This is a genomic window from Ruminiclostridium papyrosolvens DSM 2782 (genome assembly GCF_029318685.1).
In the GTDB taxonomy this organism is placed as follows: Bacteria; Bacillota; Clostridia; order Acetivibrionales; family DSM-1351; genus Ruminiclostridium; species Ruminiclostridium papyrosolvens.
In genome coordinates, this window is record NZ_CP119677.1 from 2187070 (window position 1) to 2213952 (window position 26883).

The following is a 26883-nucleotide window of genomic DNA, read 5'->3' on the forward strand; positions in this document are numbered from 1 at the left end:
AATCACAAAGTATGCTAGAATTATTGAATATTAAGTCATTTCTTTTATAGAAATGACTTAATATTTATATTATGGGCTTTAGCCTGTTGAGCATTAGGCGAGTTTCTCGCAAGAGAAATGAGTCATGCGAAACAATAAACCACCTGCTATGCGGGTGGCGACAAAAAGTTATACAAAAAAATCACCTAACCGTTAAAATAGAGTTGTTCAAGCTACTAGTTTAACTAAAGAAAGGTGATTTCAATGGCAATAAAACAAAATAATTTAGCACATACCAAATGGATGTGTAAGTATCATATTGTGTTCACTCCAAAGTATAGACGAAAAGTAATTTATAATCAATACAAGCAAAGTATAAGAGAAATATTAAAGAGACTGTGCAATTACAAGGGAGTTGAAATAATAGAAGGGCATCTAATGCCAGACCATATACACATGTTAGTAAGTATACCGCCTAAAATAAGTGTATCAAGTTTCATGGGATATCTAAAAGGAAAAAGTGCATTAATGATATTTGATATGCATGCAAACTTAAAATATAAGTTTGGAAATAGACACTTTTGGGCAGAGGGATTTTATGTGAGTACTGTAGGACTCAATGAGGCAACTATTAAGAAGTATATACAAGAGCAAGAAAAGCACGATATTATGGTAGATAAACTAAGCGTGAAAGAGTATGAAGACCCCTTTAAGGGGTAGCCAGTAGTACGTTTGTCCCTTCAGGGGTAGCAAAAGCGGCAAGGGCAATAATAGCTTGAACAAAGTGAAAGCCAGCGTCTTTAGGCGCTGGCCGGTAACAAGCCCTTATAGGGCTATCACAAGCCACCCGTTTTACGGGTGGTCATGACTTGGCACATACAAAAGAAAAATTACTACGCTTAATCAATTACAGGGGTGCAGCATGTATTTAAGAAAACTTGAAATACAAGGATTTAAATCTTTTGCAGATAAAATATCACTTGATTTTCATAGCGGTATAACGGCAGTTGTAGGACCAAACGGCAGCGGAAAAAGCAATATTGGTGATGCTGTCAGATGGGTACTCGGTGAACAGAGTGCAAAGACGTTAAGAGGAAGCAAAATGGAGGACGTAATTTTTGCAGGTACTGAACACAGAAAACCGGTTGGCTTTGCAGAGGTATCTTTGACCATTGATAATGACGATAATTATCTTCCCGTATCCTACAGCGAAGTAACCATTACAAGAAGAGTATACCGTTCGGGAGAAAGTGAGTATTACATAAATAAGACATCCTGTCGTCTTAAAGATATACATGAATTGTTTCTGGATACAGGAATAGGCAGGGACGGATATTCAATAATTGGACAAGGTAGAGTTGATGAAATACTGAGTTCCAAATCAGAAGACCGAAGGCTTATATTTGAAGAGGCCTCAGGCATAATGAAGTATAAAGTTAGAAAACAGGATGCAGAGAGGAAGCTTAACCTAACTGAGCAAAACCTTGTACGCATAAATGATATTATTAATGAACTGGAATCTCAATTAGAGCCTTTAAGAGAACAGTCTGAGGCAGCAAAAAAATATCTTACCTTACGTGAAAATCTTAAAGAACTTGAAGTTAATGTCTATCTTAATAATATAGACAAGTTAAAGGAAAAAATAAAAGAGTATGAGATACAATTTAAAGATATAAGAGATAATATTGAGGCAGAAGAGCGAAGACTGAGGAGTATTACCACTCAGAATCAGCAAAAGACTGAACTTCTGAAAAAGCTTGATGAGCATATTACAGAAGCAAGAGGAAAGTTCTATCTTATTGAAGCGAACCTTGAAAAAAACAGTTCAGAGGTTAAGCTTAAAAATGAAAAAATAAACAGTCTTAACACGAACATTGTACGAATAAAGGAAGAAAACTCGGAAATCAGCTCAAAATTGGAATTATTGAACACAGAAGAGAAGAACCGCCAGAAGAAAATAGAATACTTAAATGGCCAGTATAGTGATTTTTCCAAAAAACTTGAGAAATATCAGGCTGAACTTGACGGGATTCTGTCTACTCTGGATGAAAGCGAAAGACAAATTGAAATGCTTAAATCCGGTATTATGGACAAGCTTGATATTCAATCTGACAAAAGGACTCAGATTAATAATATAAAAAATCATATAGAAAACTTAAGAAAAAGGCAAAATTCCATCGGTACGGAAGTTTACTCCCTGAAACTAGAAAAAGACAAGGACAATATGAAAAAAGAGGACTTGATTGAGAGTATAAGAAATACTTCAATTCTTATAAAGCATTCAAGTGAAAAAATAAATGAATTAAACAACGAGAAGACAGAACTCAAAGGAACTCTGTCTGATTTGGAAAAACAACACGGAAACATTAGAACTGATATACAAGTAAAAACCTCCAGACACAAGATGCTTAAAGATATGGAAAACAGTATGGAGGGATACAGCAGGAGTGTAAAGGAAGTAATGACGGCCTGCAGGCAATCACCGGAGCTTGGCAAAGGGATACACGGCACAATTGCACAGTTGGTAGAAGTAGACAAGAAATATGAGACCGCTATAGAGATGACTCTTGGAAGCGCATTGCAGAATATAGTTACATCCTCTGAAGATGACGCAAAGAAAGCCATAGAATTCCTTAAAAGGAATAGAGTGGGAAGAGCTACTTTTCTGCCTATTACATCAGTAAAGGGAAAACGTCTTGATGACAATACTTTACGAAGATTGGAAAGCTGTCAGGGTTTTTGCGGTGTCGCTTCTGACCTTGTAACCAGCGATTCGGCATACAATGGGATTGTTTTAAACCTGTTAGGAAGGGTTGTAGTTACGGAAAATTTGGATAGTGGAATCAGCATAGCCAGAAAATTCGGCTATACCTTTAGAATTGTAACTCTGGAAGGGGATATATTAAGTACAAGCGGTTCAATGTCCGGAGGAAGCAACGACCACAGGAGTTCCGGTATACTAAGCAGAAGCAGAGAAATTTCAGAGTTGGAGAACATAATAGAAGGACTAAAAAAAGATGAAATCAAATACGGTGCAAAGATAAACGATGTCAGGCAAATGCTTTTGGAAATAGACACCGAATTTAACGAGTATAGCAATAAGCTCAGGGATAATGAGCTTATAAAAACCAGAGACGAGAATCACCTGCAGATGATTGAGGATAATTTAAGAAAGACAGACGCCAAAATTGGGATGCTTATAAATGATAAAGAGAAAATGGCCAAGCAGGAACAGGAAACATTATTGGAACAGCAAAAATATGAAGTTGAGCTTGAAGCCATAGAAACCGACATATCCGAAACAAAGGCAGTAATTGCCGAGCATCAGGAGAAGTTCAAGGCAGATCAGACCGTTAGAGATGATTTACATCAAGAGATAACTGATTTTAAGATATCTGTAAATTCAATAACGGAGAGTATACAGAGTGTAACAGAGAATCTTGACAGAATAAAAGGAGAAAGAGAGGCCTTAACCAGAAGTCATACACGCAAACAGGAAGAAATAAACAAAGCAAACAATGAAATTGAGCTATTAAAGCAGGAGATAAATGGTCTGGACAACTCAACCAGAAGCTTACAGGATGAAAAGACAGGAAAGACCTTGGAGATTGACAGGCTGGTTGAAGAGAAAAAAGTATTGGAGGAAGAATCCACCGACTTTATTGAAAAATTGAATACAACTAACAAGACAATCCATCTTCTGCACGAAGAATATAACAGAATAGACATAAAAAAAGCCAAGGCAGAAGCAGAAATGAAATCAATCCAGGACAGAATGTGGGATGAGTATGAGCTTACCTACAGTAATGCAGTTGAGCTTAAAAAAGAAATAGAGAACATATCTGAAGCTCAAAGGAACATATCCGAATACAGAGCTCAGATAAAGGCACTAGGCCCTGTTAACGTATCATCCATAGATGAATACATTAAGACAAAAGAACGTTTTGAATTCATGTCTGTTCAGAAAAATGATATGGAGCAGGCCAAAGATAAGCTTCATAAAATCATACATGAGATGGTGCAGGTAATGAAAAAGCAGTTCGTTGAACAGTTTAAGCTTATTAATGAAAACTTTGGAATAGTGTATAAGGAACTGTTTGGAGGAGGAAAAGCCGAGCTTATAATTTCGGATGAGGACAATGTGCTTGAAAGCGGTATAGAGATTGAAGTTCAGCCCCCGGGAAAGAAACTCCAGAATATGATGCTATTATCGGGTGGAGAACGTGCATTTACTGCAATAGCGTTGTTGTTTGCAATACTCAGGCTGAAACCTACACCATTCTGCCTACTTGATGAGATAGAAGCAGCTTTGGATGACGCAAATGTATACAGGTTTGGAGAGTACCTGAAAAAGTATTCTCATAACACACAGTTTATAATGGTTACACATCGTAAAGGAACGATGGAGTCAGCCGATACCATGTATGGAGTAACCATGCAGGAGCATGGTGTATCCAAGGTTGTTTCAATGAAAATGGGTGAATTGGCAAGTTAAGCAAAAATAAAAACTTATTTTAAAAGACATTTATATAGTAAAGAGAGTACATTATAATATAAAAAATATCTTACGGAGGCTGTAAATGGGATTTTTTGACAAACTTAAAGAAGGACTTCAAAAAACACGTAAAAGCATAACTGAAAAAATAGACCAAGTACTTGTTTCTTTTGGAAAGGTTGACGAAGAACTCTTTGATGAACTTGAGGAGATTTTGATTACTTCTGACATTGGAATAGAAACAACAATGAAAGTTATAGAAGATTTGAAAGAAAAAGTAAAAGATAGGAAGATAATTGACCCGAAAGATGTAAAAGGCCTGCTCAAGGAAACACTTAAAGAAATACTTGAAAAGGGCGGTAATGAAATGAATCTCAATACAAAACCGTCTGTTATTATAGTAATAGGAGTAAATGGAGTCGGTAAGACAACCTCTATAGGTAAAATTGCAAATTTGTATAAAAGTCAGGGTAAAAAAGTGCTGTTAGCAGCAGGAGATACCTTCAGAGCAGCAGCTATTGACCAACTGGAGGTCTGGGCACAAAGAGTGGGTACCGAGATAATAATGCAAAAGGAGGGTTCAGACCCGGCAGCTGTTATATTTGATGCTGTGCAGGCTGCTAAGTCCAGAAATGCAGACCTTTTGATATGCGATACTGCAGGAAGGCTTCACACCAAAAAGAATCTTATGGAAGAACTTAAAAAGGTTTCAAGAGTACTTGAAAGGGAACTTCCGGGAGCAGACAGAGAAACGCTTCTGGTTCTTGACGCAACTACAGGTCAGAATGCCATTGCACAGGCAAAAACCTTCAGCGAAACCTCTGATATTACAGGTATAGTATTAACAAAATTGGATGGAACCGCCAAAGGAGGAATAGTTGTAGCCATTAAATCAGAGCTTGATATACCTGTAAAATTGATAGGCGTAGGAGAACAGCTGGATGACTTGCAGAAATTTGATGCAGGGGAGTTTATAGAAGCCTTGTTTTCATAAAATATGAATGTGAAGGGAGAAGAATAAATGGAAGAAGTATACGATTACTACAAAGAAAAGGAAAAAATGCAAAAGAGTCACAAAGGCGGCAAGGGAAAAATTACTGCATTGATAGTTTTTGCATTAATAGTAGTTGCTGCAATAATAGGAAGTTCTATATACATGGAATTGATTCAGCTAAAGGAATTAAATCCAAATGCTGATTACACTACCGTATTCACAAAAAACATTTTATACAAAACGGTATTCTTTATAATCAGTTTTGTATGCATTACTTTATTTGTATTTATTACAAATAAAATGATTAGGAGAAATCTAAAAAAGTACTTTACAAGCAATAACCTTGAGCAGAGGAAACTGATTAATGCTCCTGTTGCGTTGGTAATAGGTATATTGGGAGCGTTTCTCACTAAGGAGTTCTTTTTTAATAAAGCACTTCTGTTTCTAAATTCAGCAAATTTTGGTATAAAAGATCCTCAATTCGGACAGGATATTGGCTATTACATGTTTCAGAGACCATTTTATATGTCCCTGTTTAGTTTTATATCTAATTTGTGGCTATTCCTTGTATTTTACACAGCTGCATACTATTTGATTGTCCTGATGTCGGCGTTAAACGGCACTTTGTCGGGTAAAGATTTAAAGGACAAAACTATTTTAAGACATAATCTCATAAATGTAGCAATTTTCTTTATACTAAAAACAGTTTCCTTCAAGTTTCAAAGGGAGTCACTGCTCTTTACAAATTTTACCAGTAAGGATATAACAGGAACCGGCTATGTTGATACAAATATATGGATTAAATACTATACAATAGCTCCGGTAATTCTTCTTGTAATTGTTTTATTGGCAGGCTTCTTTATGTGGAAGGGAAAGTTAAAAAAGTCAGCTTTTGTAATTGCAACTTTTCCTGTATTATTTATTTTACTTACTTTTGCTTCAACAATAATACAGAAAGCTATTGTAGGGCCAAATGAAATTGAATTTGAAGATAAATATCTAAAGAATAATATGACTGAAACCAGAGCGGCTTTTGGGCTGGATAAAATTCAACCCTACGATTTCAGTAAAATAGATGAACTGACTCCTGAAATAATAAACAATAACAGAAACACAGTGGACAATATACGTGTAGTTGACTATACACCTACTTTGAACAGCAACAAACAGCTTCAGAGTAATACGAACTTCTACACCTTCCATAACGGAGACATTTTAAACTACACAGTAAACGGAAAAGAAATACCTGTACTGATTTCTGCCAGAGAAATAAACTCAAATTATCTCAGTAATCAGAACTTTGTAAATAAAACCTTCAAATATACACACGGTTACGGTGTTGTTGCAAATCCAATAAACAAATTGACAGCACAGGGGCAGGTAGATTTTTTGATAAGCGGACTTAAAATGGATACTGTTGACAAAGTAAACCTGAAAGTTACACAACCAAGAATTTATTACGGTCAGCTAACCAACAACTATGTAATAGTAAACCCAAAGAGTGCCGGAAAGCTTTCAGAAATAGACTATGACGGAACAGCGGTCAGTTATTTTGATGAGCAAGGAGACAAGTACAACAAAATAAAAATGAACTTTTTAAACAGGGTACTTTTTGCACTTAAATATGCGGATACTAACCTTTTGGTCTCAAGCAATATATCATCTGACTCTAAAATTCTACTTAACAGAAATGTTGTAGAGAGAGCTCAGAAGGGAATACCATTTTTAAAAGTTGATACCGACCCTGCACTGAACATAACTGCTGACGGAAAGCTTGTATGGGTTCTGGATGCGTATAGCGTATCCGACAACTATCCGTACTCACAGTATTATTATGCGCAATCAGATGACAGCGACCTTCAAGGACTCAACGGTATCAATTATATAAGAAACTCCGTAAAGGTAACTGTTGATGCTTATGACGGCACAGTGAAGTACTACGTTATAGATAAGGAAGACCCTATAATAAAAGCTTATCAAAGTGTATATCCGGGACTTTTTGCAAAAGAAGCATTTCCTGCGGATCTTGCATCCCACGTAAGGTATCCTGAAACACTTTTCAAGCTTCAAACCGAAGTACTCAAAAAATACCATTTAGACCCTAAAAAGGAAGAAAATATATCAACCTTCTATACGGGACAGGACGAATGGAGTATTGCAAAATATCCTGATACAAAAAACGAAGGCGGTGCTAGGGATATTGATGCATACTACAATATGGTAAAACTGCCCGGAGATATCGGCAAAAATGAAGAACTCATTCTTATGAGGCCTTTCACTCCTTCAGGAGAGAAGCACAACATGGTATCGTGGCTGGCAGTTCGCAATGATATAGAAAATTACGGGAAAATGATACTGTTTAACTTCCCTAAAAATACTAATATTCTTGGCCCTGATCAGTTTGAGGTAAATATAAATCAAATTAGTGAAATATCTGAGGATATGACACTTTGGGGTCAGGGTGGTTCAAGGGTGTTCAAGGGAAGCCTTCTCGTAATACCTATAGAAAACAGCATTTTGTATGTAGAACCAATATATATACAGGCAAACAGTGCTTCATCCATTCCACAGGTTAAAAGGGTAGTAGTGGGATACCAACAGGGAGCAGATTTTAAACACGGAATAGGGGATAACCTTGAAAGTGCACTAAACAATCTTTTCGGGGGTAATGGAAAACCTGCAGATGGAAAACCTACTACTAATAACCAAGGTCAGCAAGGCAATACAACAGCACCTTCAACTGATGCATCACAAAGTGTAGACAAACAAAAACTGGATGAATTACAGCAAAAATTGGATCAGCTTATGAAACAATCTCAAGAGATAAATGATCTTTTAAAAACTCTTAGAAAGTAATATTTGTTAAATGGTTTGGGAATAGCTTCCTTAAATGGAGCTATTCCCATTTTTATTGTAGAAAAATGTTGCTAAATTATAAAAAATGTATATAATACTATCTTATGCAGCAGGATATTATTTATTAAATTTGCTATTGAAAATTAGTTAGAAAAGTATTAGAATACAATAAGCGTTTTGCCATAATATTCCTTGTGGCAAATGCAGCAATGTAAATAATAAAACTAAATAACTTAAAAATGGTGAGGCATTTATGTTTAAGAAGGTAAGAAGAATATTGGTCGGCAAACCGTTAAAGAACGAAGCATTGCAGGATCAAAAAATGGGAGTTCTCTGGGGGCTTCCGATTTTGTCCAGTGATGCTATTTCTTCGGTAGCCTATGCAGGTCAGGAAGTTTTGATGGTTTTGATACCTGCGGTGGGTATGTTGGCTTTTAGACAGTTGTCGTATATATCTATTGCAATTATATGTCTGCTTATGATATTGATGTTGTCATACAGACAGGTTATTGACAGTTATCCAAATGGCGGCGGCGCGTATGTTGTTGCAAAGGAGAATCTCGGAATTCTTGCAGGAGTTACAGCAGGGGCTGCCTTGTCTGTTGACTATGTAATGACTGTAGCGGTAAGTATTTCATCCGGAGTTGAGCAGTTTACAACGGCTTTTAAGGGCTTTAAGCCGTACTCGGTTGTCATAGCAGTTGCTATGGTAATTTTGCTTATGATAGGTAATTTAAGAGGAATAAGAGAGTCTTCAAGAGTTTTTGGTATTCCTGCTTATGCATTTATAATCGGTATGGTTGTTATGATAGCTGCCGGTTTTGCAAAGGTGGCCGGAGGATATGTTCCTCCACCGGCTGCGGATATGCCTGACGTTGTGAAACCTTTGACCTTAATGTTAGTGCTGACTGCTTTCTCAAATGGTTGTGCCGCTGTTACGGGTGTCGAGGCAGTAAGTAATGCAGTACCAAACTTCAAGAACCCAAGTACAAAGTATGCTAAAAGAGTTCTGTTTCTTTTGTCCATGGTTATTCTTGTTTTGTTCGGCGGAAGTTCTATAATAGCAAACATATACCATGTTAATCCATCTCATGGAAATGCTATGCTTGTAATGATAGCCGGTGAAATTTTCCATAATACCAAGTTTGATTTTATGTTCTATTATATAACTGCTACTACATTTATCATACTTGTTCTTGCAGCCAACACGGCTTATTCGGGGTTCCCAATGCTGATATCAATTATGGCAAAAGACGGATATGCTCCAAGACAGCTAAGTATGAGAGGTGACAGACTCAGTTATGACAACGGAATAATTCTGTTGTCAGTACTTGCAAGTGTCTTAATGGTTGTATTTAAGGCAGATGTTTCAAAATTGATAGGACTTTATGCAATAGGTGTATTTATCTCCTTTACACTGTCTCAGACCGGTATGTTTATAAAGTGGAAGAGGAGCAAAGAAAAGGGCTGGAAGCACAAAGCTATAATTAACGGGACAGGAGCAATTGTATCAGGTATTGTTGTTATAATCATTGCCTTTACTAAGTTCAGGGAAGGTGCATGGCTGGTTGTAATACTTATACCAATACTTATTTTGTTAATATTCAAGGTAAAGAAGCACTATGAAGCTGTTATGAGACAGTTAAGGCTCAAGCCTGAAGAAATCGCTAACTTTGATATAAATAAGGCTGTTTACAGAAACAGAGTTATTGTCCCAATAGAAAGTATTAACAGGTCAAGCCTGAGAGCACTTAGGTATGCAAGAACAATATCTGACAATATAACTGCTTTTAGTGTGGTCATTGATGAAGCAGATGCAAAAAAAATAAAAGAAAAATATAAAGCATTGAATATGGATATTCCTATAGTTGTCAAGTATTCGCCTTTTAGAAAAGTTGTTGACCCGATGCTTAAATTCATTGAGTCGGCTGAGTACGACTATCAGAACGGTGATATGATAACTGTTATACTTCCGCAATTCGCTGTTAAGAAATGGTGGCATAGATTCCTTCACAACAATACCAGATATTATGTTGAAAAGGAACTTTTAAAGCATAAACATATAGTTGTATCAGTTATGCCTTTACAATTAAGGGACGATGATTTTGTTCTTAACAGTCGTAAATATGATTGATTAGCATGTTATAGAGAAATAAATAATATCATTATATAAATGAGGCGTGTTAAATGAAATATACTATTGGTATTGAATTGGGAGTCAAAAATATAGTTGCAGGTATACTTGACAAAAATGGTAAATTAATTCGCAGAGATACTGTGCCCACGAATAAAGACAGAGAGTTTCAGGAAATAATTAAGGATGTTTGTACATTAATCAAAAAAATAGCTGAAGATGAAGATATTGAAATAAAAAATATCAAATATATAGGAGTAGGATGTCCCGGAGTGACCGATAATAAGAGCGGCATTGTTATAAAAAACTACTCCCTGAATTTCACGAATGCTCACATCAGAAATGAGATTCAGAAGCACATAAATCTCCCTGTCTTTGTTGAAAATGATGCAAACTGTGTAGCTATAGCCGAATATCTGCTTGGTGCCGCATACGGTACTGAAAGTTCACTTATTATAAAAGTAGGAGTGGGCATAGGCGGAGGAATTATTATTGACGGAAGTATATATAACGGATTTAACTTCGGTGGGACAGAGTTCGGCCATATGGTTATAGAGTATAATGGAAGGCAATGCAGCTGTGGTAGAAAAGGTTGTTGGGAGCAGTATGTATCGGGGTCTTCTCTTATTAATCAAACCAAACAACTGGCAGCAGATAATCCGGATTCCATTTTAGGAAAAATGGTTATGAATAATGTTGCACAGATAACTGAATTAACAGTATTTGAAGCTGCGAAGGCCGGTGATGAAATGGCCAAAAAGCTTTGCTCTGAGTTCATTGAGTATTTTGCTGAAGGCTTAACAAACATTGTAAATATATTAATGCCTGAAGTTGTAATAATTGCAGGGCCTATAAGTAAATTGGGAAATACTATTGTAAACCCGTTAGTCGAGCTTTTAAAAGATAGAATATATTCCAAAGAACTTAATCTTCCGGAATTTAAAATGGCTGAGATGGGTAATGCGGGTATTGTAGTAGGTGCGGCTATGTTAGGGTCTTTTAAGGACGAAAAACTTGATGACTTAGTATAAAATTTGGGAGGATTGTTATTTATGGCTGAAATAAAGTTTGAAATAACCGAAAATATTGGTACCTTATCAGAGTCCGGCAAAGGCTGGTACAAGGAATTTAATTTGGTCAGCTGGAATGATAGAGACCCAAAGTATGATATCAGGGATTGGTCTCCGGAGCACGAAAAGATGGGGAAGGGTGTTACACTCACAAGAGAAGAAGTGGTAGAACTGAAGAAACTTTTAAACAGCTTGGACATATAGAAGTTGGGAAATAATAGAGCAAATAAAAGCATAATAACTCGTAAAAACCTATTTTAAGTAGGTTTTTGTATGCTAGATTTTTATTGCATATAGGTTATTATGCTATTTTATTTGCTATTTTTTGCCTGCAATATTATATAGTAAAAAATCAAAACAAAAAACGATATAGGCAGAAAATAAATCTTAATTAAAGCATACAGGCTTACATTTAGATACATCAAAATAATAACTTGTTGACACAATATCTTGAGAGTGATAGTATAATTGCACAACATATTGTTGTGGGAGATGAATACAATACATATTCAAAACATAAAATAAATAAGGTACAACAGCATAAACAAGATGTCCCAAGCTACTGCGATGTTGCTTGTGGTCGTATTTATTGTGCAATTTCCTCTGCACATTTTTATTTGTGCGCATATTTTGCTTTTTGGCAAAAGGAAAAATAATTACTATACTGCAAAAGAAAAAAATTGAGAAGGGTGGCTAGCCACATGATAACCAAAATCAGAAAGCGTGACGGAAGAGAAGTACCATTTAACATTGAAAAAATTGCCAATGCTATTTTTAAGGCAGCTAGTGCTACCGGAGGTAAAGATTACAGGACGGCAATGGAGTTGGCAGAAAGAGTTGCTGATTTCATTGAATCAAGTCTTGACAGAAGGATACCCAGTGTTGAAGAATTACAGGATGCAGTTGAAAAAGTGTTAATTGAGACAGGCCATGCAAAAACGGCCAAGGAGTTCATTTTGTACAGGGCTGACAGAACAAAGGTACGTGAGATGAACACACGCTTAATGAAGGTTTATGAAGAGCTTACTTTCAAAGATGCAAAAGATAATGATTTAAAACGTGAAAACGCAAACATAGACAGTGATACTGCTATGGGAACTATGCTTAAATATGGCTCGGAGGGTGCAAAACAATTCTATGAAATGTATGTACTTAAACCGGAGCATGCGCAAGCACATAATAATGCGGATATACATATACATGACCTGGATTTTTTGACCTTGACTACTACCTGCTGTCAGATAGATATACAGAAGCTGTTTAGAGGTGGTTTCAGTACAGGACACGGATACCTGAGAGAACCAAACGATATCAGCAGCTATTCAGCCTTGGCTTGTATTGCAATCCAGTCAAATCAGAATGATCAGCATGGTGGTCAAAGTATTCCGAATTTTGATTACGGAATGTCAATGGGTGTTGCAAAGACATTTGAAAAGGGATATAAGCAGAATTTAAAGAAATCGTTGGAATTACTCCTCGAAAATGATTTTTCAAAAGAGATTGCAGAAGCCCGTGAAGAAATATATAAAGAATTCGGTATAAGGCCGGCATTAAATAGGATGGAAGCATATGTTAAAGCAGAAAAGAAAATTCTGCTGAAATATATTCCTGATGAGTCCTTGCTTGAAAAGGCTCAGAAATTTGCAGTAAAGAAAACTGAAGAAGAGACTGACAGAATCACATATCAGGCTATGGAAGCATTTGTTCATAACCTTAACACTATGCATAGCAGAGCAGGAGCACAAACGCCTTTCAGTTCCATAAATTACGGGACTGACACTTCTCCGGAAGGACGGCTTGTAGTGAAAAATCTTTTACTGGCTACCGAAGAGGGTCTTGGAAATGGTGAAACTCCAATATTTCCAATACATATATTCAAGGTAAAGGACGGAATAAATTATAAGGAAAGTGACCCGAACTATGATCTTTTCAAACTGGCTTGCCGTGTCAGCGCAAAGAGATTATTTCCTAATTTTTCTTTTATTGATGCTCCATATAACCTAAGATATTATAAGGATGGAGATCCCAATACAGAGATTGCGTACATGGGTTGCAGAACCAGAGTTGTTGGAAATACGTATGACCCGGACAGGGAAGTGATATTCGGTAGGGGTAATTTGAGTTTTACAACTATAAATTTGCCCAGAATAGCCTTAAGAAGCAATAAAAATCTTAATATTTTCTTTGAAGAATTGGATAAGAAAATAGATTTGGTAACTGACCAACTTTACGAAAGATATCTGATTCAAGCAAAGAAAAAGGTTAAAAATTTTCCTTTTCTTATGGGACAGGGAGTATGGATTGATTCTGAAAACCTTGACTGGGAGGATACAGTAGGTGAAGTATTAAAGCATGGTACACTTACAATGGGCTTTATTGGCTTAGCAGAGTGCCTAAAGGCTTTAATCGGAAAACACCATGGAGAATCTGAACAAGCTCAGAATCTTGGACTTGAAATTGTAGGCTATATGAGAAAGAGGATGGACGAAGCAAGCGAAAAGTACAAAATGAATTTTTCTCTTATTGCAACTCCGGCAGAGGGTACGTCCGGCAGATTTGTAAAGTATGATAAGAATGTATTCGGCAGCATTGATGGTGTGACAGATAAGGAATATTATACAAACAGTTTCCATGTGCCTGTTTATTATAAGATAAATGCAATTGACAAGATTAAAACCGAAGCTCCATACCATGAGTTAACAAATGGAGGACACATAACCTATGTCGAAGTTGACGGTGATCCACTGAACAATCTTGAAGCCTTTGAAAAAATAATAAAGGCAATGAAGGAGTCGGGAATAGGATACGGCTCAGTAAACCATCCTGTTGACAGAGACCCTGTGTGCGGTTATACGGGGATAATAGGCGATACATGTCCTAAGTGCGGAAGAGATGAAGATGAGGATAGGCATTTTGAAAGAATCAGACGTATTACCGGTTACCTTGTAGGAACACTTGAGCGTTTCAATGATGCTAAAAAAGCCGAGGTACGTGACAGAGTAAAACATATGTAAATAATTCAATAAATAATATAAAATATGCCAAATGTCACATCATTTGGCATATTTATTGTGGTGATAAAGATGAGCAAACAGATAAGAATATCAGGAATAATCAATGAGTCTATTGCTGACGGCCCGGGAATACGTATGGTAATTTTTGCACAAGGCTGCAGACATAACTGCAAGGGTTGTCACAATCCCCAAACTCATTCCTTTGACGGCGGTGAACTTATTGAGATTGAAGCTATAGTGGAGAAAATACGTAAAAATCCACTTTTGGACGGAGTTACTTTCAGCGGAGGAGAGCCATTTGAACAGGCAGATGCTTTTGCGGTTCTTGCCGGGGAAATTAAAAAACTCGGACTAAATGTTATGGTTTATTCAGGGTATACCTTCGAACACTTGATTAAAAATCAAAATCATATAAAAGGCTGGACGGAACTGCTTAATAACATAAAAGTACTGGTTGACGGCCCATTTATAGAGGAACAAAAGGATCTTATTCTTAGGTTCAGAGGTTCTGCAAACCAACGTATTATTGATATGGAAAAAAGTCTGGCAAGTGGAAATATAGAGCTCGCTGATTTGTAAATAAAATTATGGATACCGGGGCTATTTACAAAGACAATTATTAGACCTAAAATAGTATAGGTAAATAAGGAACGGCAGGTAAAATAACATATTATTTTTACTTTCCGGGAATGGAGTTAAAAATGGTGAAATTATTTCCGCCTAAATCTAAAAAAAGGATTGAATTGGGATATATTTGGACTTTTGTATTAATAGCTGTTTTTACAGTGCTTTTAACAATAACAGGCTTTCTGCTTCAGCCAAATGATTTCCATACCATAGCCGCAAATGTACTCAAACATCCTTCTTTATTTATACTTAACGGGTTTCCTGTTTTTGCAGGCATATTGTTTTTTTACTTTGTATTCAATAACGTGTTTTTTTCATTTGCTTTGGTTTCGACAGTATTCCATGCATTATCTCTGATAAATCGGTTTAAGATTATTTTCAGAGATGATCCTTTTGTACCTCAGGATGTTTTTCTTGGTGCTGAGGCAGCTAATATAATGTCAGATACAAAGATGAAGCTGGATATTACTTTAATCTCGGTAGTACTGATATTTTCTTTAGTCATGTTGGTATTAGGAGTATTTATAAAGTTTAAAAAAATAAAAGTACCCGTTAAAATAGCAGGATGTGTTGCTATTGTTGGGATAGCAATTTTATCAAATACCTTTGTATACAGCTCCAGACAAATATACGACAGAATGCCGTCTAAGTCGAAAGCAAATGTAGCAGCTGTTTTTAATGATATTGGTTTCAATTATTGCTTCTTGTATAATATGAGTGCATACAAGATGGAAGTACCTGAAAAATACAGTAAGGCTGCTGCAGAAAAGTTGGTTGAAAAATATACAAAGACAAAAGCTGCACCAAAAGTGAAGGCTAATGTGATAATTGTTATGAACGAAGCCTTTTCTGATATAAGCTTGGACAAAGCCTTCAAGTTCAGCCCTGAGGATGATCCTCTCAAAAATTTCAAAGCTATAGACAAGGAAAAAAATGCGGTGTCGGGGCATCTGGTAGTACCTAATTTTGGCGGTGGGACAGCAAATACCGAATTTGATGTAATGACGGGAATGCAGACAGTAAACCTGAATACAGTACCAACATCGTCTTTCAGACTTATTCACAGGAATATTAAATCCATTGCCGGAATATTAGGCGGTGATTCATATAAGAAATATTTTATGCATCCCGGTGACAGTTGGTTTTATAACAGGGCAAACGTATATAGTTTCCTTGGGGTGGAAAACCAGACCTTTATAGATAAATTTAATAAGCCCGAAGACTTAAAGGGTTCATTGATATCAGATAAAGCAGCAGGGGAAAAGATAATCAGTCTGTACGAAGAAAATACTGATTCAGGAAAAAATCCGGTATTTAATTACAATGTAACTATTCAGAATCATATGCCATATACCGCTAGTAAGTACGGAGGCTTAAAGGTCAAAGAAGTGCCCACGGACAAACAGCTGTCCTCTCAGGCCAAAACCCTCTTATCAAATTATTTTGAGGGTGTAAGGGATGAGGATAAGTTGCTTAAAACCTTAACGGATTACTTCAGAACAAGACAGGAACCTGTTATCCTTGTATTTTTCGGGGATCATAAGCCTTCATTGGGAGACAGTTACCTTGCGTACAAAGAAGCCGGTATTGATATAAATGAAAGCGGAACAATAGAACAGGCTATGAAGAGCCGTGAAGTGCCATTTATTATCTGGGCAAACGATAGTGCAGGCAATAGTTTGGATTTTGCTAGTTCTGCCCGAAACCTTGGCTTGCCGGAGGATAATATAATCAGTGCCAACTATCTTGGAGCAATTGTTCTGCAATTAATGGGCTATAACGGATACGATCCTTATTTTGATTTTCTGAATGAATTGAGAAAGGAACTTCCTGTTATAACACGATACAATTTTAAAACAAAGAACGGGTACACTGATAAGCTCACACAAATACAGAAGTCTATGGTGCAAGACCTGAAAATATGGCAGTATTACAGGATGACCAGCGATAAAGCAGAATGAGATAAATAATAAGGGATTGAGGCAAAACAGAAAGCTTTTCTGTTTTGCCTCAATCCCTATTAACATGAGTATAGCTACAACACTTCTCGCATTGAAATTCCTTCGGTATTAAAACATATTGCTGCACCAACTGCAGTTGCATACTCTGCATGTTCAGGTATTTGGAAGTTAACGTTGTATAATGCACTGAGCTGATCAAATATGTTTTTAGCTTGAGGTACATTTGTAAGATTCCCTGTGAGAACAACATCTTTGGTATTATCAATTCTTGTATTAAATACAGCTACCATTCCTATTGTCTGAAAAACAAGGTTTATAATTCCCAGTGCTAAATCCGCTTTTGTTACAAGGTCGCTTAATTTCCCAAAATTAGATGCAGTGGTTTCACTGGGCAGGGTTTCAAGAACTTCCTTGGATATGTCACCAATAGTTAAGTCAACGTTAGATAAATTTCCTTCGGAGGCTGTCTCAATAAGTTCATCAAAATGTCGCACATTGAGCATCCTGTTTGAAAGTCCCAGAAGTGTGCCACCGCCGATACCGGTTCCTCCAAGATGTACAGCTGCATTATTTTCAGCTTTAACGAGTGCGGTGCCTGTCCCCATACTTACGATGATGGCCTTTTTCAAATTACTTAGAAACAGACCGCCCAAACCAATAGCCATAAATTCGTCGACTTTAGCTGTAGGTATGCCGAAAAGCCTGCTGTCTACAAAGGATGAACCAACGCCGGTTACCATAATCTGCTCAATGTCCTCTATTTTAAACGAATTTATACTTAAGAATTTGCCAAAAGCTCCGTAAACCGATGCAATGGGGTCATTTGCACGAACAAGAAAAGGACTAATCATTATTTTACCGTCAAAACCCACAATCTTGGTAGTACTTCCTCCAAGGTCAATTCCTATTACCTTACCCACAAAACCACTCCTCATTTTAAAAATTATGCTCTTGTAAACATTTTAACCAATGCAATACCAACCCCTGTGATACCTTCACCGCCAAGAAGCCCTGAAGCTGCAACAGTACCGGCATCATCCTCTGATGACTTACTTCTTACACGGTCTGCTATAAACCTTATTACTCCACCTATAAATACTGCAGATGAGATTGTAAAGGGAAGGAAAACTCCTATACCGAGAGTTGCAGTTGGAAGCCCCAAAAGATATAGCACAGCCCCTATGGCCACGGCAATACCAAAAACAACAGGATATCCTATTCCATTAATCATTGCTGAGACACTTACTGCCTGAGCTGCGGGTAAGGCAGTCTTTGAGCCAACCTCACCAAATTGATTGATAATTGCAAACAAAGAAAGGGAAGCTACAACAGTACCTACAACGCCTCCGACAATCTGAGAAATCAGTTGTGCTTTGGGGTTGGTTCCCAAAACCTGACCTGCCTTATAATCATTGAACAAGTCTCCTGAGAAGCCGCTGGCAATAGCAGTACAAGCTGCAATCATCAGTGCATCCGTGGCATCAATTTTAACAAAAACCCTTATAGCCAGAAGAAGGATTATGCCAAATGTTTCCATGGGATTTATACCTGTCTGGCCCGTAATAGTTGCAGCCATTAAAGAAACGACGTAAATACCTATAATCAGTAAAACAGAAGGTAGCACAGGAATTCCTGTGGCAACTGTAAAAATGAAAGCTATGACAGTGCCCGATACAATCAAAATTCTTCCGGGATTGAAAATGTTACTTTTATTTTTAAAAATTTTGGCTTTTTCTGAGTAAACATCCTTTTGTCTGTTTTTTAGTTTTTTGATATATGAATATATTATCCCTACCAAAACACCGAGACCGGTACCTACCAGAAGTCCTATACCCGCACTGATTGTAAAGGAAGATGCGGCTTCTTTATTTGGAAACCACCCCAGTCTTAAGCCAAATGGAATTATAAATACGTTTGAGAATAATGCACCCAGAAACCAAACCCCTGTATAAAGTGCTCCGAGAATGTAGCCCATACCCACTGCCATAGGAGAATTCCATACACCAATAGGTGAGTTTTTATTAAACATAAATGCATTGGGAATCAGCCCTATCTGATCTCTTAGAAATGTATAAACTGTTGAAATAAACATTGTTCCAAAAAGAACTACGGATTTTTTACCGCCATCGTCGCCTGCTTTTATAGTTTCAGCTGCAGCTTGTCCGATTGGAAAGGGCAGAGCGTTTTTTACGATATATCTGTATCGCAGAATGTAGGAAGTAACACTGCCTAAAAGCATACCTGCAATAGCAATAGCTAATACCTTAATATAGTTTGATGAGAAATCTGCAGAGCCTTTCCAGATACCCATAATCCATAAACCGGGCAGAGTAAAGGCGATTCCTCCGGCTACCATTGCACCTGCAGACATTGCTGTCTGCGTTATATTGATTTCATTGTTAGTCGTTTTTCCAAAAAGCTTCAGAAGACCCATCGACAATACCGCTACAAAAATTGTGGGCCATGGAAGGGCACTCATTCTCAAAGCGACATACATGGAACTTGCAGTTATGACACAAGAGCCCAGAGCGCCGATTATCAAACTCCTCAGTGACAATTGCTCGACGCCCATAAAATTTCTTTCCTTATTATTCAAAATAAAACTCCTCCCCATTCAGTAAACATGTTATACAAGTTTTATGCCATTTATTCATAGCTAAACAGCATCAAATAAAAGAAGTAGCATATGGCGGATACTTCTTTTAATAATAAAACATTACACTTACATAAATTGGAAAAAGATTTAAGTTTGAAAAACAGATATGAAGTACATCATAGAATCAACCCCCGTTCTCATTCCCTAATGGGATATAAGTCGAATTAAATACAGTTAGTAAAAACATGTCTGGTTTCATAATGAATACCAGCTAATAAGATATGATACCATATTAGAAAAACCAGTGCAATCTTAACAAATGTGCAATTATTATTTTTGGGAAAATAGAGGCAATAGTTAACTTTATATACAAAACAAGGGCTTAATGTGCTAGTATTAAGTTAAGTGATTTTATAAATGAAAGGAGTAGAGTGAAAAATGAGTCCTGATGAAATGAGGCTTGCAGTATTGATAGATGCAGAAAATGTGCCTTATAGCAATGTTAAGGGTATTATGGAGGAGATTGCAAGGCACGGTACCCCTACGATAAAAAGGATTTACGCTGATTGGACCAAACCAACTATGTCAGGTTGGAAAAATGTGCTATTGGAGAATGCAATAACGCCGATACAGCAGTACAGTTATACATCAGGCAAGAATTCTTCTGATTCGGCTATGATTATTGATGCAATGGATATTTTATATTCAGACCAGGTAGAAGGTTTTTGCATAATATCCAGTGACAGTGACTTTACCAGACTGGTTACCAGACTGCGTGAAGCAGGTAAAAAAGTATATGGAATAGGGGAAAGGAAAACCCCCAGTCCTTTTATTGCAGCTTGTGACAAGTTTACATATATTGAAATAATAAGTGCCTCACTTCAAAACAGCAGGACATTTGATAGCGGGGTCAAAAAAGAGGAAATAACAGAAAAGGAACAAAGAAGCGGTACTATATCCATTGGCAAGGATATAATAAACCTAATATCCGTTTCAATTAATGATGTTGAGGATGAGAACGGCTGGGCGTTTCTAGGCGATGTAGGCAATCTTATTATCAAGAAGCAGCCTGACTTTGACCCCAGAAACTTTGGTTTTTACAAGCTGACGCATTTGATAAGAAAGCTAAAAGAATTTGAAATAGAAGAACGGGATACCAACAATTCTAAAATTAAACACATTTACGTCAGAAACAGAAGCAAACGTACAGACTAGATTTGTAAAGTAAAAATACTTGACAATATACTATGATTGTTTTAAAATAAGCTGTAAAGTAAAAATACTTGACGATGAGTTTGATTAACCCCACATTAACTAATGGAGGTTAATATGAATAAGATATATGAAACTTCACTGCTGCTTGATTTTTACGGACAGCTCCTGACAGATAGGCAGTATGAAATACTTGATCTGCATTATAACAATGATTTTACTCTGACAGAGATTGCAGAACAGCTGAATATCAGCAGACAGGGTGTATATGATAATGAAAAGCGCGGAAGGGCGCTGCTGGTAGAATATGAAAACAAACTGGGACTGCTCGGTAAATTTTCACAGCAAAAGCACAAGGCACAGAATGTGCTTGAGATGATGAAGAAACTCAGGCCTGATGAATTGGGCAAAGAAAACACAGATATTATTGAAAAAGTAATTACTGAAATAGAAGATTTGGCAAATAATATATAATAGAGGCTTTTGTTTAGCAGATTGGAGGTTTTTAGATGTCAGTTTTTGAGGGTTTGTCAGGAAAGCTCCAGGAGACAATAAAGAAAATTCGCGGACAGGGCAGAGTATCCGAAAAAGATGTAAAGGATATGATGAGAGAAATCAAGCTGGCTCTGCTTGAAGCCGATGTAAACTTTAAGGTTGTTAAAGAATTTATAAGCAAAGTATCTGAAAGAGCGGTAGGTTCTGATGTATTGGAGAGCCTTACACCGGGGCAGCAGGTAGTTAAGATAGTTCATGAAGAACTGATAGAATTGCTTGGCAGGGAGCAAAGCAAGGTAACCTTTGCATCAAAACCCCCCACAATTTTTATGATGGCAGGGCTTCAGGGTGCAGGTAAAACCACTACGGCGGGAAAACTTGCAAATCTCTTGAGGAAACAGGGGAAAAACCCTTTGCTTGTTGCTTGTGACGTATACCGTCCGGCAGCTATAAAGCAACTTCAAGTGTTGGGTAATCAGTTAAATATTCCTGTATTTACACTGGAGGACAATCAGAATCCTGTTCAAATAGCTAAAGAAGCAGTTAGCTTTGCAGAAAAGAAACAGCATGATTTGGTTATAATTGATACGGCAGGAAGACTCCATATTGACGAAAAACTTATGGATGAACTGTTAAATATAAAGAATTCAGTTAAACCCCACGAAATACTTTTGGTTGTTGACTCCATGACAGGTCAGGATGCAGTAAACGTGTCTGAAACCTTTAATAAAAAGCTGGGTATTGACGGAGTAGTTCTTACGAAGCTTGATGGTGATACAAGAGGCGGTGCTGCTCTTTCTGTTAAATCCGTAACAGGTAAGCCAATAAAATTTGCCGCAATGGGCGAAAAACTCAACGATATTGAACCGTTTTTCCCTGACAGAATGGCATCCAGAATACTTGGAATGGGCGACGTTCTCAGTCTCATAGAAAAAGCTCAGGAAGCATATGACGAGAAAAAGGCTATTGAACTGGAAAAGAAAATGCGTACCATGACGTTTACTCTGGAGGATTTTCTGGACCAGATGCAGCAAATAAAGAAGATGGGACCTATCGGTGATTTGCTTGGCATGATGCCGGGTGTGGATTCAAAGGCTTTAAAGGACATAGATATTGATGAGAAGCAGATGGGACGTACGGAAGCTATTATACAGTCAATGACAAGAAAAGAAAGACTGGATCCGTCAATAATAAACGGAAGCCGCAGAAAAAGAATTTCTGCGGGAAGCGGTACTACCATACAGGAAGTAAATGCACTCTTAAAGCAGTTTGAACAGATGAAGAAAATGATGAAAATGATGAGTGACATGGGCAAGAAAGGTAAAAAAGGCGGGCTTGGAAAGTTTAAGATGCCTTTTTGATAAATGATTTTGATTATAATCCTTTGAAGGAGGTGAAAATAAATGGCAGTAAAGATTCGTTTAAAGAGAATGGGTGCTAAGAAGAACCCTTTTTACAGAGTAGTTGTTGCTGATTCAAGATACCCAAGAGACGGTAGATTTATCGAGGAAATCGGTACTTATAATCCTGTTGTAGAACCAGCTCAGGTTAAAATTGATGCTGAAAAGGCTCAAAAATGGATAAAGAACGGTGCACAACCAACTGATACAGTTAAGTCACTTCTTAAGAAGCAAGGTATTATTGAATAATTATCTAAAGTATAAAACAAAGGGGCTAAAAGGCCCTTGTGTTTTATTTGGCTGGGGTTAGCCTCTTTTATTCTCTTACATACCGAGAATAAAGGAATTCATTTAGTTACAATTCGAAAGCCGCTTTAGGCTCATGGAGGCTAATATGATGAGAGAATTACTTGAAAGTATTGCAAGAGCCCTTGTGGATTATCCGGATGAGGTTTTTGTAAATGAAATTCAGAATGAAAAGTCCATAATACTTGAACTCAAAGTTGCAAAAGACGATATGGGCAAGGTTATAGGCAAACAAGGCAGAATTGCCAAAGCAATCAGAACTGTTGTCAAGGCTGCTGCAGTCAAGGATAACAGAAGAGTGGTTGTTGATATCATTCAGTGAGATAAGGGGCATAAGCCCCTTTACTTGCGTTTGGAAAGTCATATTTTTGGTAAAGGCATGGTGACAATATGCTGGAATATTTGATTGTAGGACAATTGGTAAATACCCATGGCGTAAAGGGTGAACTGAAGGCAACAGCCCAAACTGATGATCCTCAGAGGTTCAGAAAACTAAAATGGGTTTATATAGATAAAAATGGCAGTCTTGAGAAGTGCAATATAAGTGGTGTTAAATTTTTCAAGCAATTTGTTATAATAAAATTTGAGGGCATAGACAGCATTGAAGAAGCTGAAAAGCTCAAGGGCTTTTACCTTAAAGTGGACAGGGCAAATGCCGTAAAGCTTCCTGAAAACTCATTTTTTATAGCTGATATTCTTGGACTGAAGGTCTATGATGAAAACAATCAGCTTCTTGGAGAATTAAAGGATGTAATACAGACAGGCAGTAATGATGTATATGTTGTAAGAGATTCCGAAGCAAAAGAAATTCTTGTACCCGCACTAAAGAGTGTTGTGAAAGAGATTTCTATTGAAGAAGGAAAAATTTCAGTTATATTACCGAAAGGACTGCTTGATTGATGAAATTTGACGTACTGACGCTGTTTCCGGAGTTATTTGTTAGCGTAATGGGAGAAAGCATTATCGGGCGTGCCCAGAAAAACGGCCTTGTTGAAGTAAATGCGGTAAATATCAGAGACTATTCAAAAGACAAACACAGAAAAGTTGATGACTATCCTTTTGGCGGAGGCAATGGAATGGTAATGATGTGCCAGCCTGTTATAGATGCCTACAAAGCCATAACAGAAGAAATGGAGCAAAAGCCTAAAGTATTGTACATGAGTCCACAGGGCAAAGTATTAACTCAGGATATGGCCAAAGAGCTGTCAACGCAGGAACATCTGATTCTTTTATGCGGACACTATGAAGGCATTGACGAACGTATAATAGAAGAAATAGTTGACGAAGAAATTTCTATTGGAGATTATGTACTTACAGGCGGTGAGCTGCCGGCTATGGTTCTTATTGATTGCGTAAGCAGACTTATTCCCGGAGTATTATCAACGGAAGGCTCTTTCAGTGACGAATCACACTTTAACGGACTTTTGGAATATCCTCAGTATACAAGACCCGCAGATTACAATGGAAATAAGGTTCCTGATGTATTATTGTCGGGACATCATGCAAATATAGATAAATGGCGGATGCAGCAGTCCTTGAACAGAACCAGGGAAAAGAGACCTGATTTGTATGAGAAATTTAAATAATAAATATACAGGCATTCCTTTAAATTAAAAGGAGTGCTTTTTTTATTTTGAATAAATTAATATAACTATTGACAAATAATTCAAGTAGTAATATAATATCAATAACATATTAAACATATATGAATTATAAATTTACTAGGAATTATTAATGTTTAATTGAAATGAAAAGGTGGTGCTGTTATGGGTCAACATCAGCAAAGTATTGAGCAATCAAAAGTACCAATCTCAGAACAAGATATTCAAAAACTATATGATATGGCCAAATCAATAAGATATGGCTCAATTACTTTGGTCTTTCAAGATGGAAATCTGATACAACTGGAAAAAAATGAAAAGGTCAGGGTAAAATAATAGAATATATAGATTTAGTTGACTAAAAAAATTAGAGGCTAGGTTAAAACCATTGTTGGTTTTGCTTGGCTTTTTTTATTGTACATACACATAAAGGGGGGGCGGTACTATGACAAACTGCAAGGTTGAAATCGAAGAAGTGAAAACTGTTGGGAAATTTGATCATCTTTTGGGAAAACACCCGTGTTTTAGTGAAAGGGCACATTTTAAATACGGAAGAATACATTTGCCTGTTAGTCCTACCTGTAACATTCAGTGTAAATTCTGCAAAAGGTGCTTAAATAAAATTGAAAACAGACCGGGCGTTGCAGCAAAAGTACTTACTCCCAAGGACGCGGTTACAATTATAGCTAAAGCATTGAAACTTTGCCCTGAAATAAGCGTGGCGGGTATTGCAGGTCCCGGGGAAACACTTGCTACCGAAGATGCTCTTGAGACTTTTGAAATATTGGACAATAAATACCCTGATTTAATCAAATGTCTTAGTACAAACGGTCTTATGCTTGACAAATGCTCCGAGAGAATTATTAATGCAGGGGTATATATGACAAGGTTTTACACACATATAGGTAAAGAATAGTCAGGACTAATTAATCAAACATCCAAAGGGGGATTTAGTATGGAAAGTGACATGATAACAGAGGCAGACTTGCAAAGCTTAATTAGTACGCTGGTAATACACGGAGGGACAGAAGGTGATGAAAGAACAGGTGCCGTAAGTGTACCAATATATCAGACCTCAACCTACAAACAGCAGGAGCTTGGTGTAAATAGCGGATATGAATATTCAAGAACGGGCAATCCTACAAGGGAGGCCTTGGAAATACTTATAAAAGAACTGGAGGCCGGAGCGACAGGTCTGGCATTTGCCTCAGGAATGGCAGCTATAACTGCAGTATTAATGCTGCTCAAAAGCGGAGATAGTGTTATAATACCCAGCAATATCTATGGAGGAACCTTCAGAATACTTGACAAGATTTTTAAAAATTTCAATATAGATTATGAAATAGTAGATACCTCTGATTTAGAAGAGGTAGAAAAACGGATTAATCCAAAGGTGAAGGCAATATTAATAGAAAGTCCTGCCAATCCTTTGCTTACAATAACAGATATAAGAGGTATTTCAGAAATCGCCCATAGACACGGGGCCTTGGTTATAGTTGACAATACTTTTATGACTCCATATCTCCAAAGGCCGTTAAATCTGGGTGCAGACATAGTACTACACAGTGCTACAAAATATCTGGGAGGGCATAGTGACGTAATTGCGGGGCTGGTTGTGGCAAAGGGCAACAACATTGGAGAGCGTTTAAAATTTATACAGAATGCTACAGGAGGCGTTCTCTCTCCTTTTGATTCGTGGCTCCTTGTAAGAGGAATAAAGACGCTGACGGTTCGTATGGACAGACATGTTGAGAATGCAGAATATTTAGTTGAATATCTGAAAAACCATGCCGGAGTAACAAAAATATATTATCCGGGGTTACCCGAAAATGAGGGATATTCCGTTCATAAACAACAGGCTTATGGCCCGGGAGCAATGATTTCCTTTGTACTGTCAGAGGATTATGATATAAAGGAGTTTTTCAGAAATATAAAAGTAATAACCCTTGGCGAAAGTCTGGGCGGAGTTGAATCTCTGGTGAGCCATCCGGCTAGTATGACACATGCTTCTATTCCTTATGAGGTAAGACAAAAAGTGGGAATCGTTGACAACCTTATAAGACTATCTGTTGGGATAGAGGACAGTGGCACACTTATAAACGATCTGGAAAATGCTTTTAAAAAAGCAGGAAAGTGAGGTTGT

General features: G+C 37.2%; 21 protein-coding genes and 1 pseudogene. 20 read left to right on the forward strand and 2 right to left on the reverse strand.

What is annotated here, in order from left to right:
• The first annotated feature begins 243 nt into the window (after positions 1 to 243).
• The 10 genes from tnpA (at position 244) to P0092_RS10285 (ending at position 17130) form a co-directional block, all read left to right on the forward strand.
• The gene (gene tnpA / locus P0092_RS10240; protein WP_004616633.1) at positions 244 to 699 is read left to right on the forward strand and encodes an IS200/IS605 family transposase; all 456 of its coding nucleotides are present in this window, start codon (positions 244 to 246) and stop codon (positions 697 to 699) included.
• A gap of 202 nt (positions 700 to 901) precedes the next feature.
• Positions 902 to 4474, forward strand: a complete 3573-nt coding sequence (gene smc / locus P0092_RS10245) for a chromosome segregation protein SMC (RefSeq protein WP_004622285.1) — start codon at positions 902 to 904, stop codon at positions 4472 to 4474.
• An 85-nt stretch (positions 4475 to 4559) separates the two neighbouring features.
• Positions 4560 to 5468 (forward strand): signal recognition particle-docking protein FtsY, encoded by a 909-nt coding sequence (ftsY, locus tag P0092_RS10250; RefSeq protein WP_004622286.1) that lies wholly within the window; start codon positions 4560 to 4562, stop codon positions 5466 to 5468.
• Between the two features lie 27 nt (positions 5469 to 5495).
• Positions 5496 to 8324 carry a UPF0182 family membrane protein gene (locus P0092_RS10255; RefSeq protein WP_004622287.1) on the forward strand — a complete coding sequence of 943 codons (2829 nt, stop codon included), beginning with the start codon at positions 5496 to 5498 and terminating at the stop codon, positions 8322 to 8324.
• A 253-nt stretch (positions 8325 to 8577) separates the two neighbouring features.
• Positions 8578 to 10458 carry an APC family permease gene (locus P0092_RS10260; RefSeq protein WP_004622288.1) on the forward strand — a complete coding sequence of 627 codons (1881 nt, stop codon included), beginning with the start codon at positions 8578 to 8580 and terminating at the stop codon, positions 10456 to 10458.
• A 53-nt stretch (positions 10459 to 10511) separates the two neighbouring features.
• Entirely contained in the window at positions 10512 to 11489 is a 978-nt protein-coding gene (locus P0092_RS10265) for an ROK family protein (RefSeq protein ID WP_004622289.1), read from the forward strand.
• Positions 11490 to 11510: 21 nt separating this feature from the next.
• Entirely contained in the window at positions 11511 to 11732 is a 222-nt protein-coding gene (locus P0092_RS10270) for a YdbC family protein (RefSeq protein ID WP_004622290.1), read from the forward strand.
• 497 nt (positions 11733 to 12229) lie between these two features.
• Complete coding sequence (locus P0092_RS10275) at positions 12230 to 14542, forward strand: anaerobic ribonucleoside triphosphate reductase (protein WP_004622291.1); 2313 nt, start codon at positions 12230 to 12232, stop codon at positions 14540 to 14542.
• A gap of 69 nt (positions 14543 to 14611) precedes the next feature.
• Positions 14612 to 15121: an anaerobic ribonucleoside-triphosphate reductase activating protein gene (nrdG, locus tag P0092_RS10280; protein ID WP_004622292.1), complete on the forward strand. Its 510-nt coding sequence runs from the start codon at positions 14612 to 14614 to the stop codon at positions 15119 to 15121.
• A 122-nt stretch (positions 15122 to 15243) separates the two neighbouring features.
• Entirely contained in the window at positions 15244 to 17130 is a 1887-nt protein-coding gene (locus P0092_RS10285; protein ID WP_004622293.1) for an LTA synthase family protein, read from the forward strand.
• A 74-nt stretch (positions 17131 to 17204) separates the two neighbouring features.
• Here the strand turns inward: P0092_RS10285 and coaW are convergent, their stop codons facing one another.
• Positions 17205 to 18050: a type II pantothenate kinase gene (gene coaW, locus P0092_RS10290; protein WP_004622294.1), complete on the reverse strand. Its 846-nt coding sequence runs from the start codon at positions 18048 to 18050 to the stop codon at positions 17205 to 17207.
• Between the two features lie 23 nt (positions 18051 to 18073).
• Positions 18074 to 19726: an OPT/YSL family transporter gene (locus P0092_RS10295; RefSeq protein ID WP_004622295.1), complete on the reverse strand. Its 1653-nt coding sequence runs from the start codon at positions 19724 to 19726 to the stop codon at positions 18074 to 18076.
• A 438-nt stretch (positions 19727 to 20164) separates the two neighbouring features.
• Here P0092_RS10295 and P0092_RS10300 point away from each other — a divergent pair, with 438 nt between their 5' ends.
• The 10 genes and pseudogenes from P0092_RS10300 to P0092_RS10345 all read left to right on the forward strand — a co-directional run bounded on the left by P0092_RS10300 (position 20165) and on the right by P0092_RS10345 (position 26877).
• Positions 20165 to 20941: an NYN domain-containing protein gene (locus P0092_RS10300; RefSeq protein WP_004622296.1), complete on the forward strand. Its 777-nt coding sequence runs from the start codon at positions 20165 to 20167 to the stop codon at positions 20939 to 20941.
• A 114-nt stretch (positions 20942 to 21055) separates the two neighbouring features.
• Positions 21056 to 21412, forward strand: a complete 357-nt coding sequence (gene ylxM / locus P0092_RS10305) for a YlxM family DNA-binding protein (RefSeq protein ID WP_004622297.1) — start codon at positions 21056 to 21058, stop codon at positions 21410 to 21412.
• A 35-nt stretch (positions 21413 to 21447) separates the two neighbouring features.
• Positions 21448 to 22794 carry a signal recognition particle protein gene (ffh, locus tag P0092_RS10310; protein WP_276187190.1) on the forward strand — a complete coding sequence of 449 codons (1347 nt, stop codon included), beginning with the start codon at positions 21448 to 21450 and terminating at the stop codon, positions 22792 to 22794.
• A 42-nt stretch (positions 22795 to 22836) separates the two neighbouring features.
• Positions 22837 to 23082, forward strand: a complete 246-nt coding sequence (gene rpsP, locus P0092_RS10315) for a 30S ribosomal protein S16 (RefSeq protein WP_004622299.1) — start codon at positions 22837 to 22839, stop codon at positions 23080 to 23082.
• 148 nt (positions 23083 to 23230) lie between these two features.
• Positions 23231 to 23461 carry a KH domain-containing protein gene (locus tag P0092_RS10320; protein WP_040759474.1) on the forward strand — a complete coding sequence of 77 codons (231 nt, stop codon included), beginning with the start codon at positions 23231 to 23233 and terminating at the stop codon, positions 23459 to 23461.
• 68 nt (positions 23462 to 23529) lie between these two features.
• Positions 23530 to 24039, forward strand: coding sequence for a ribosome maturation factor RimM (gene rimM / locus P0092_RS10325; protein WP_004622301.1), 510 nt, complete (start codon positions 23530 to 23532; stop codon positions 24037 to 24039).
• Positions 24039 to 24725 carry a tRNA (guanosine(37)-N1)-methyltransferase TrmD gene (gene trmD / locus P0092_RS10330; RefSeq protein ID WP_004622302.1) on the forward strand — a complete coding sequence of 229 codons (687 nt, stop codon included), beginning with the start codon at positions 24039 to 24041 and terminating at the stop codon, positions 24723 to 24725. The genes rimM and trmD overlap by 1 nt, the downstream gene beginning before the upstream one ends.
• Before the next feature lie 180 nt (positions 24726 to 24905).
• A complete protein-coding gene (locus P0092_RS10335; protein ID WP_004622303.1) occupies positions 24906 to 25076 on the forward strand; it encodes a YezD family protein in 171 nt (56 codons plus the stop codon).
• A gap of 109 nt (positions 25077 to 25185) precedes the next feature.
• Positions 25186 to 25617, forward strand: a pseudogene (locus P0092_RS10340) (radical SAM protein); the annotation flags it as partial.
• A gap of 78 nt (positions 25618 to 25695) precedes the next feature.
• A complete protein-coding gene (locus P0092_RS10345; RefSeq protein WP_004622305.1) occupies positions 25696 to 26877 on the forward strand; it encodes a trans-sulfuration enzyme family protein in 1182 nt (393 codons plus the stop codon).
• The last annotated feature ends 6 nt before the right edge of the window (positions 26878 to 26883 follow it).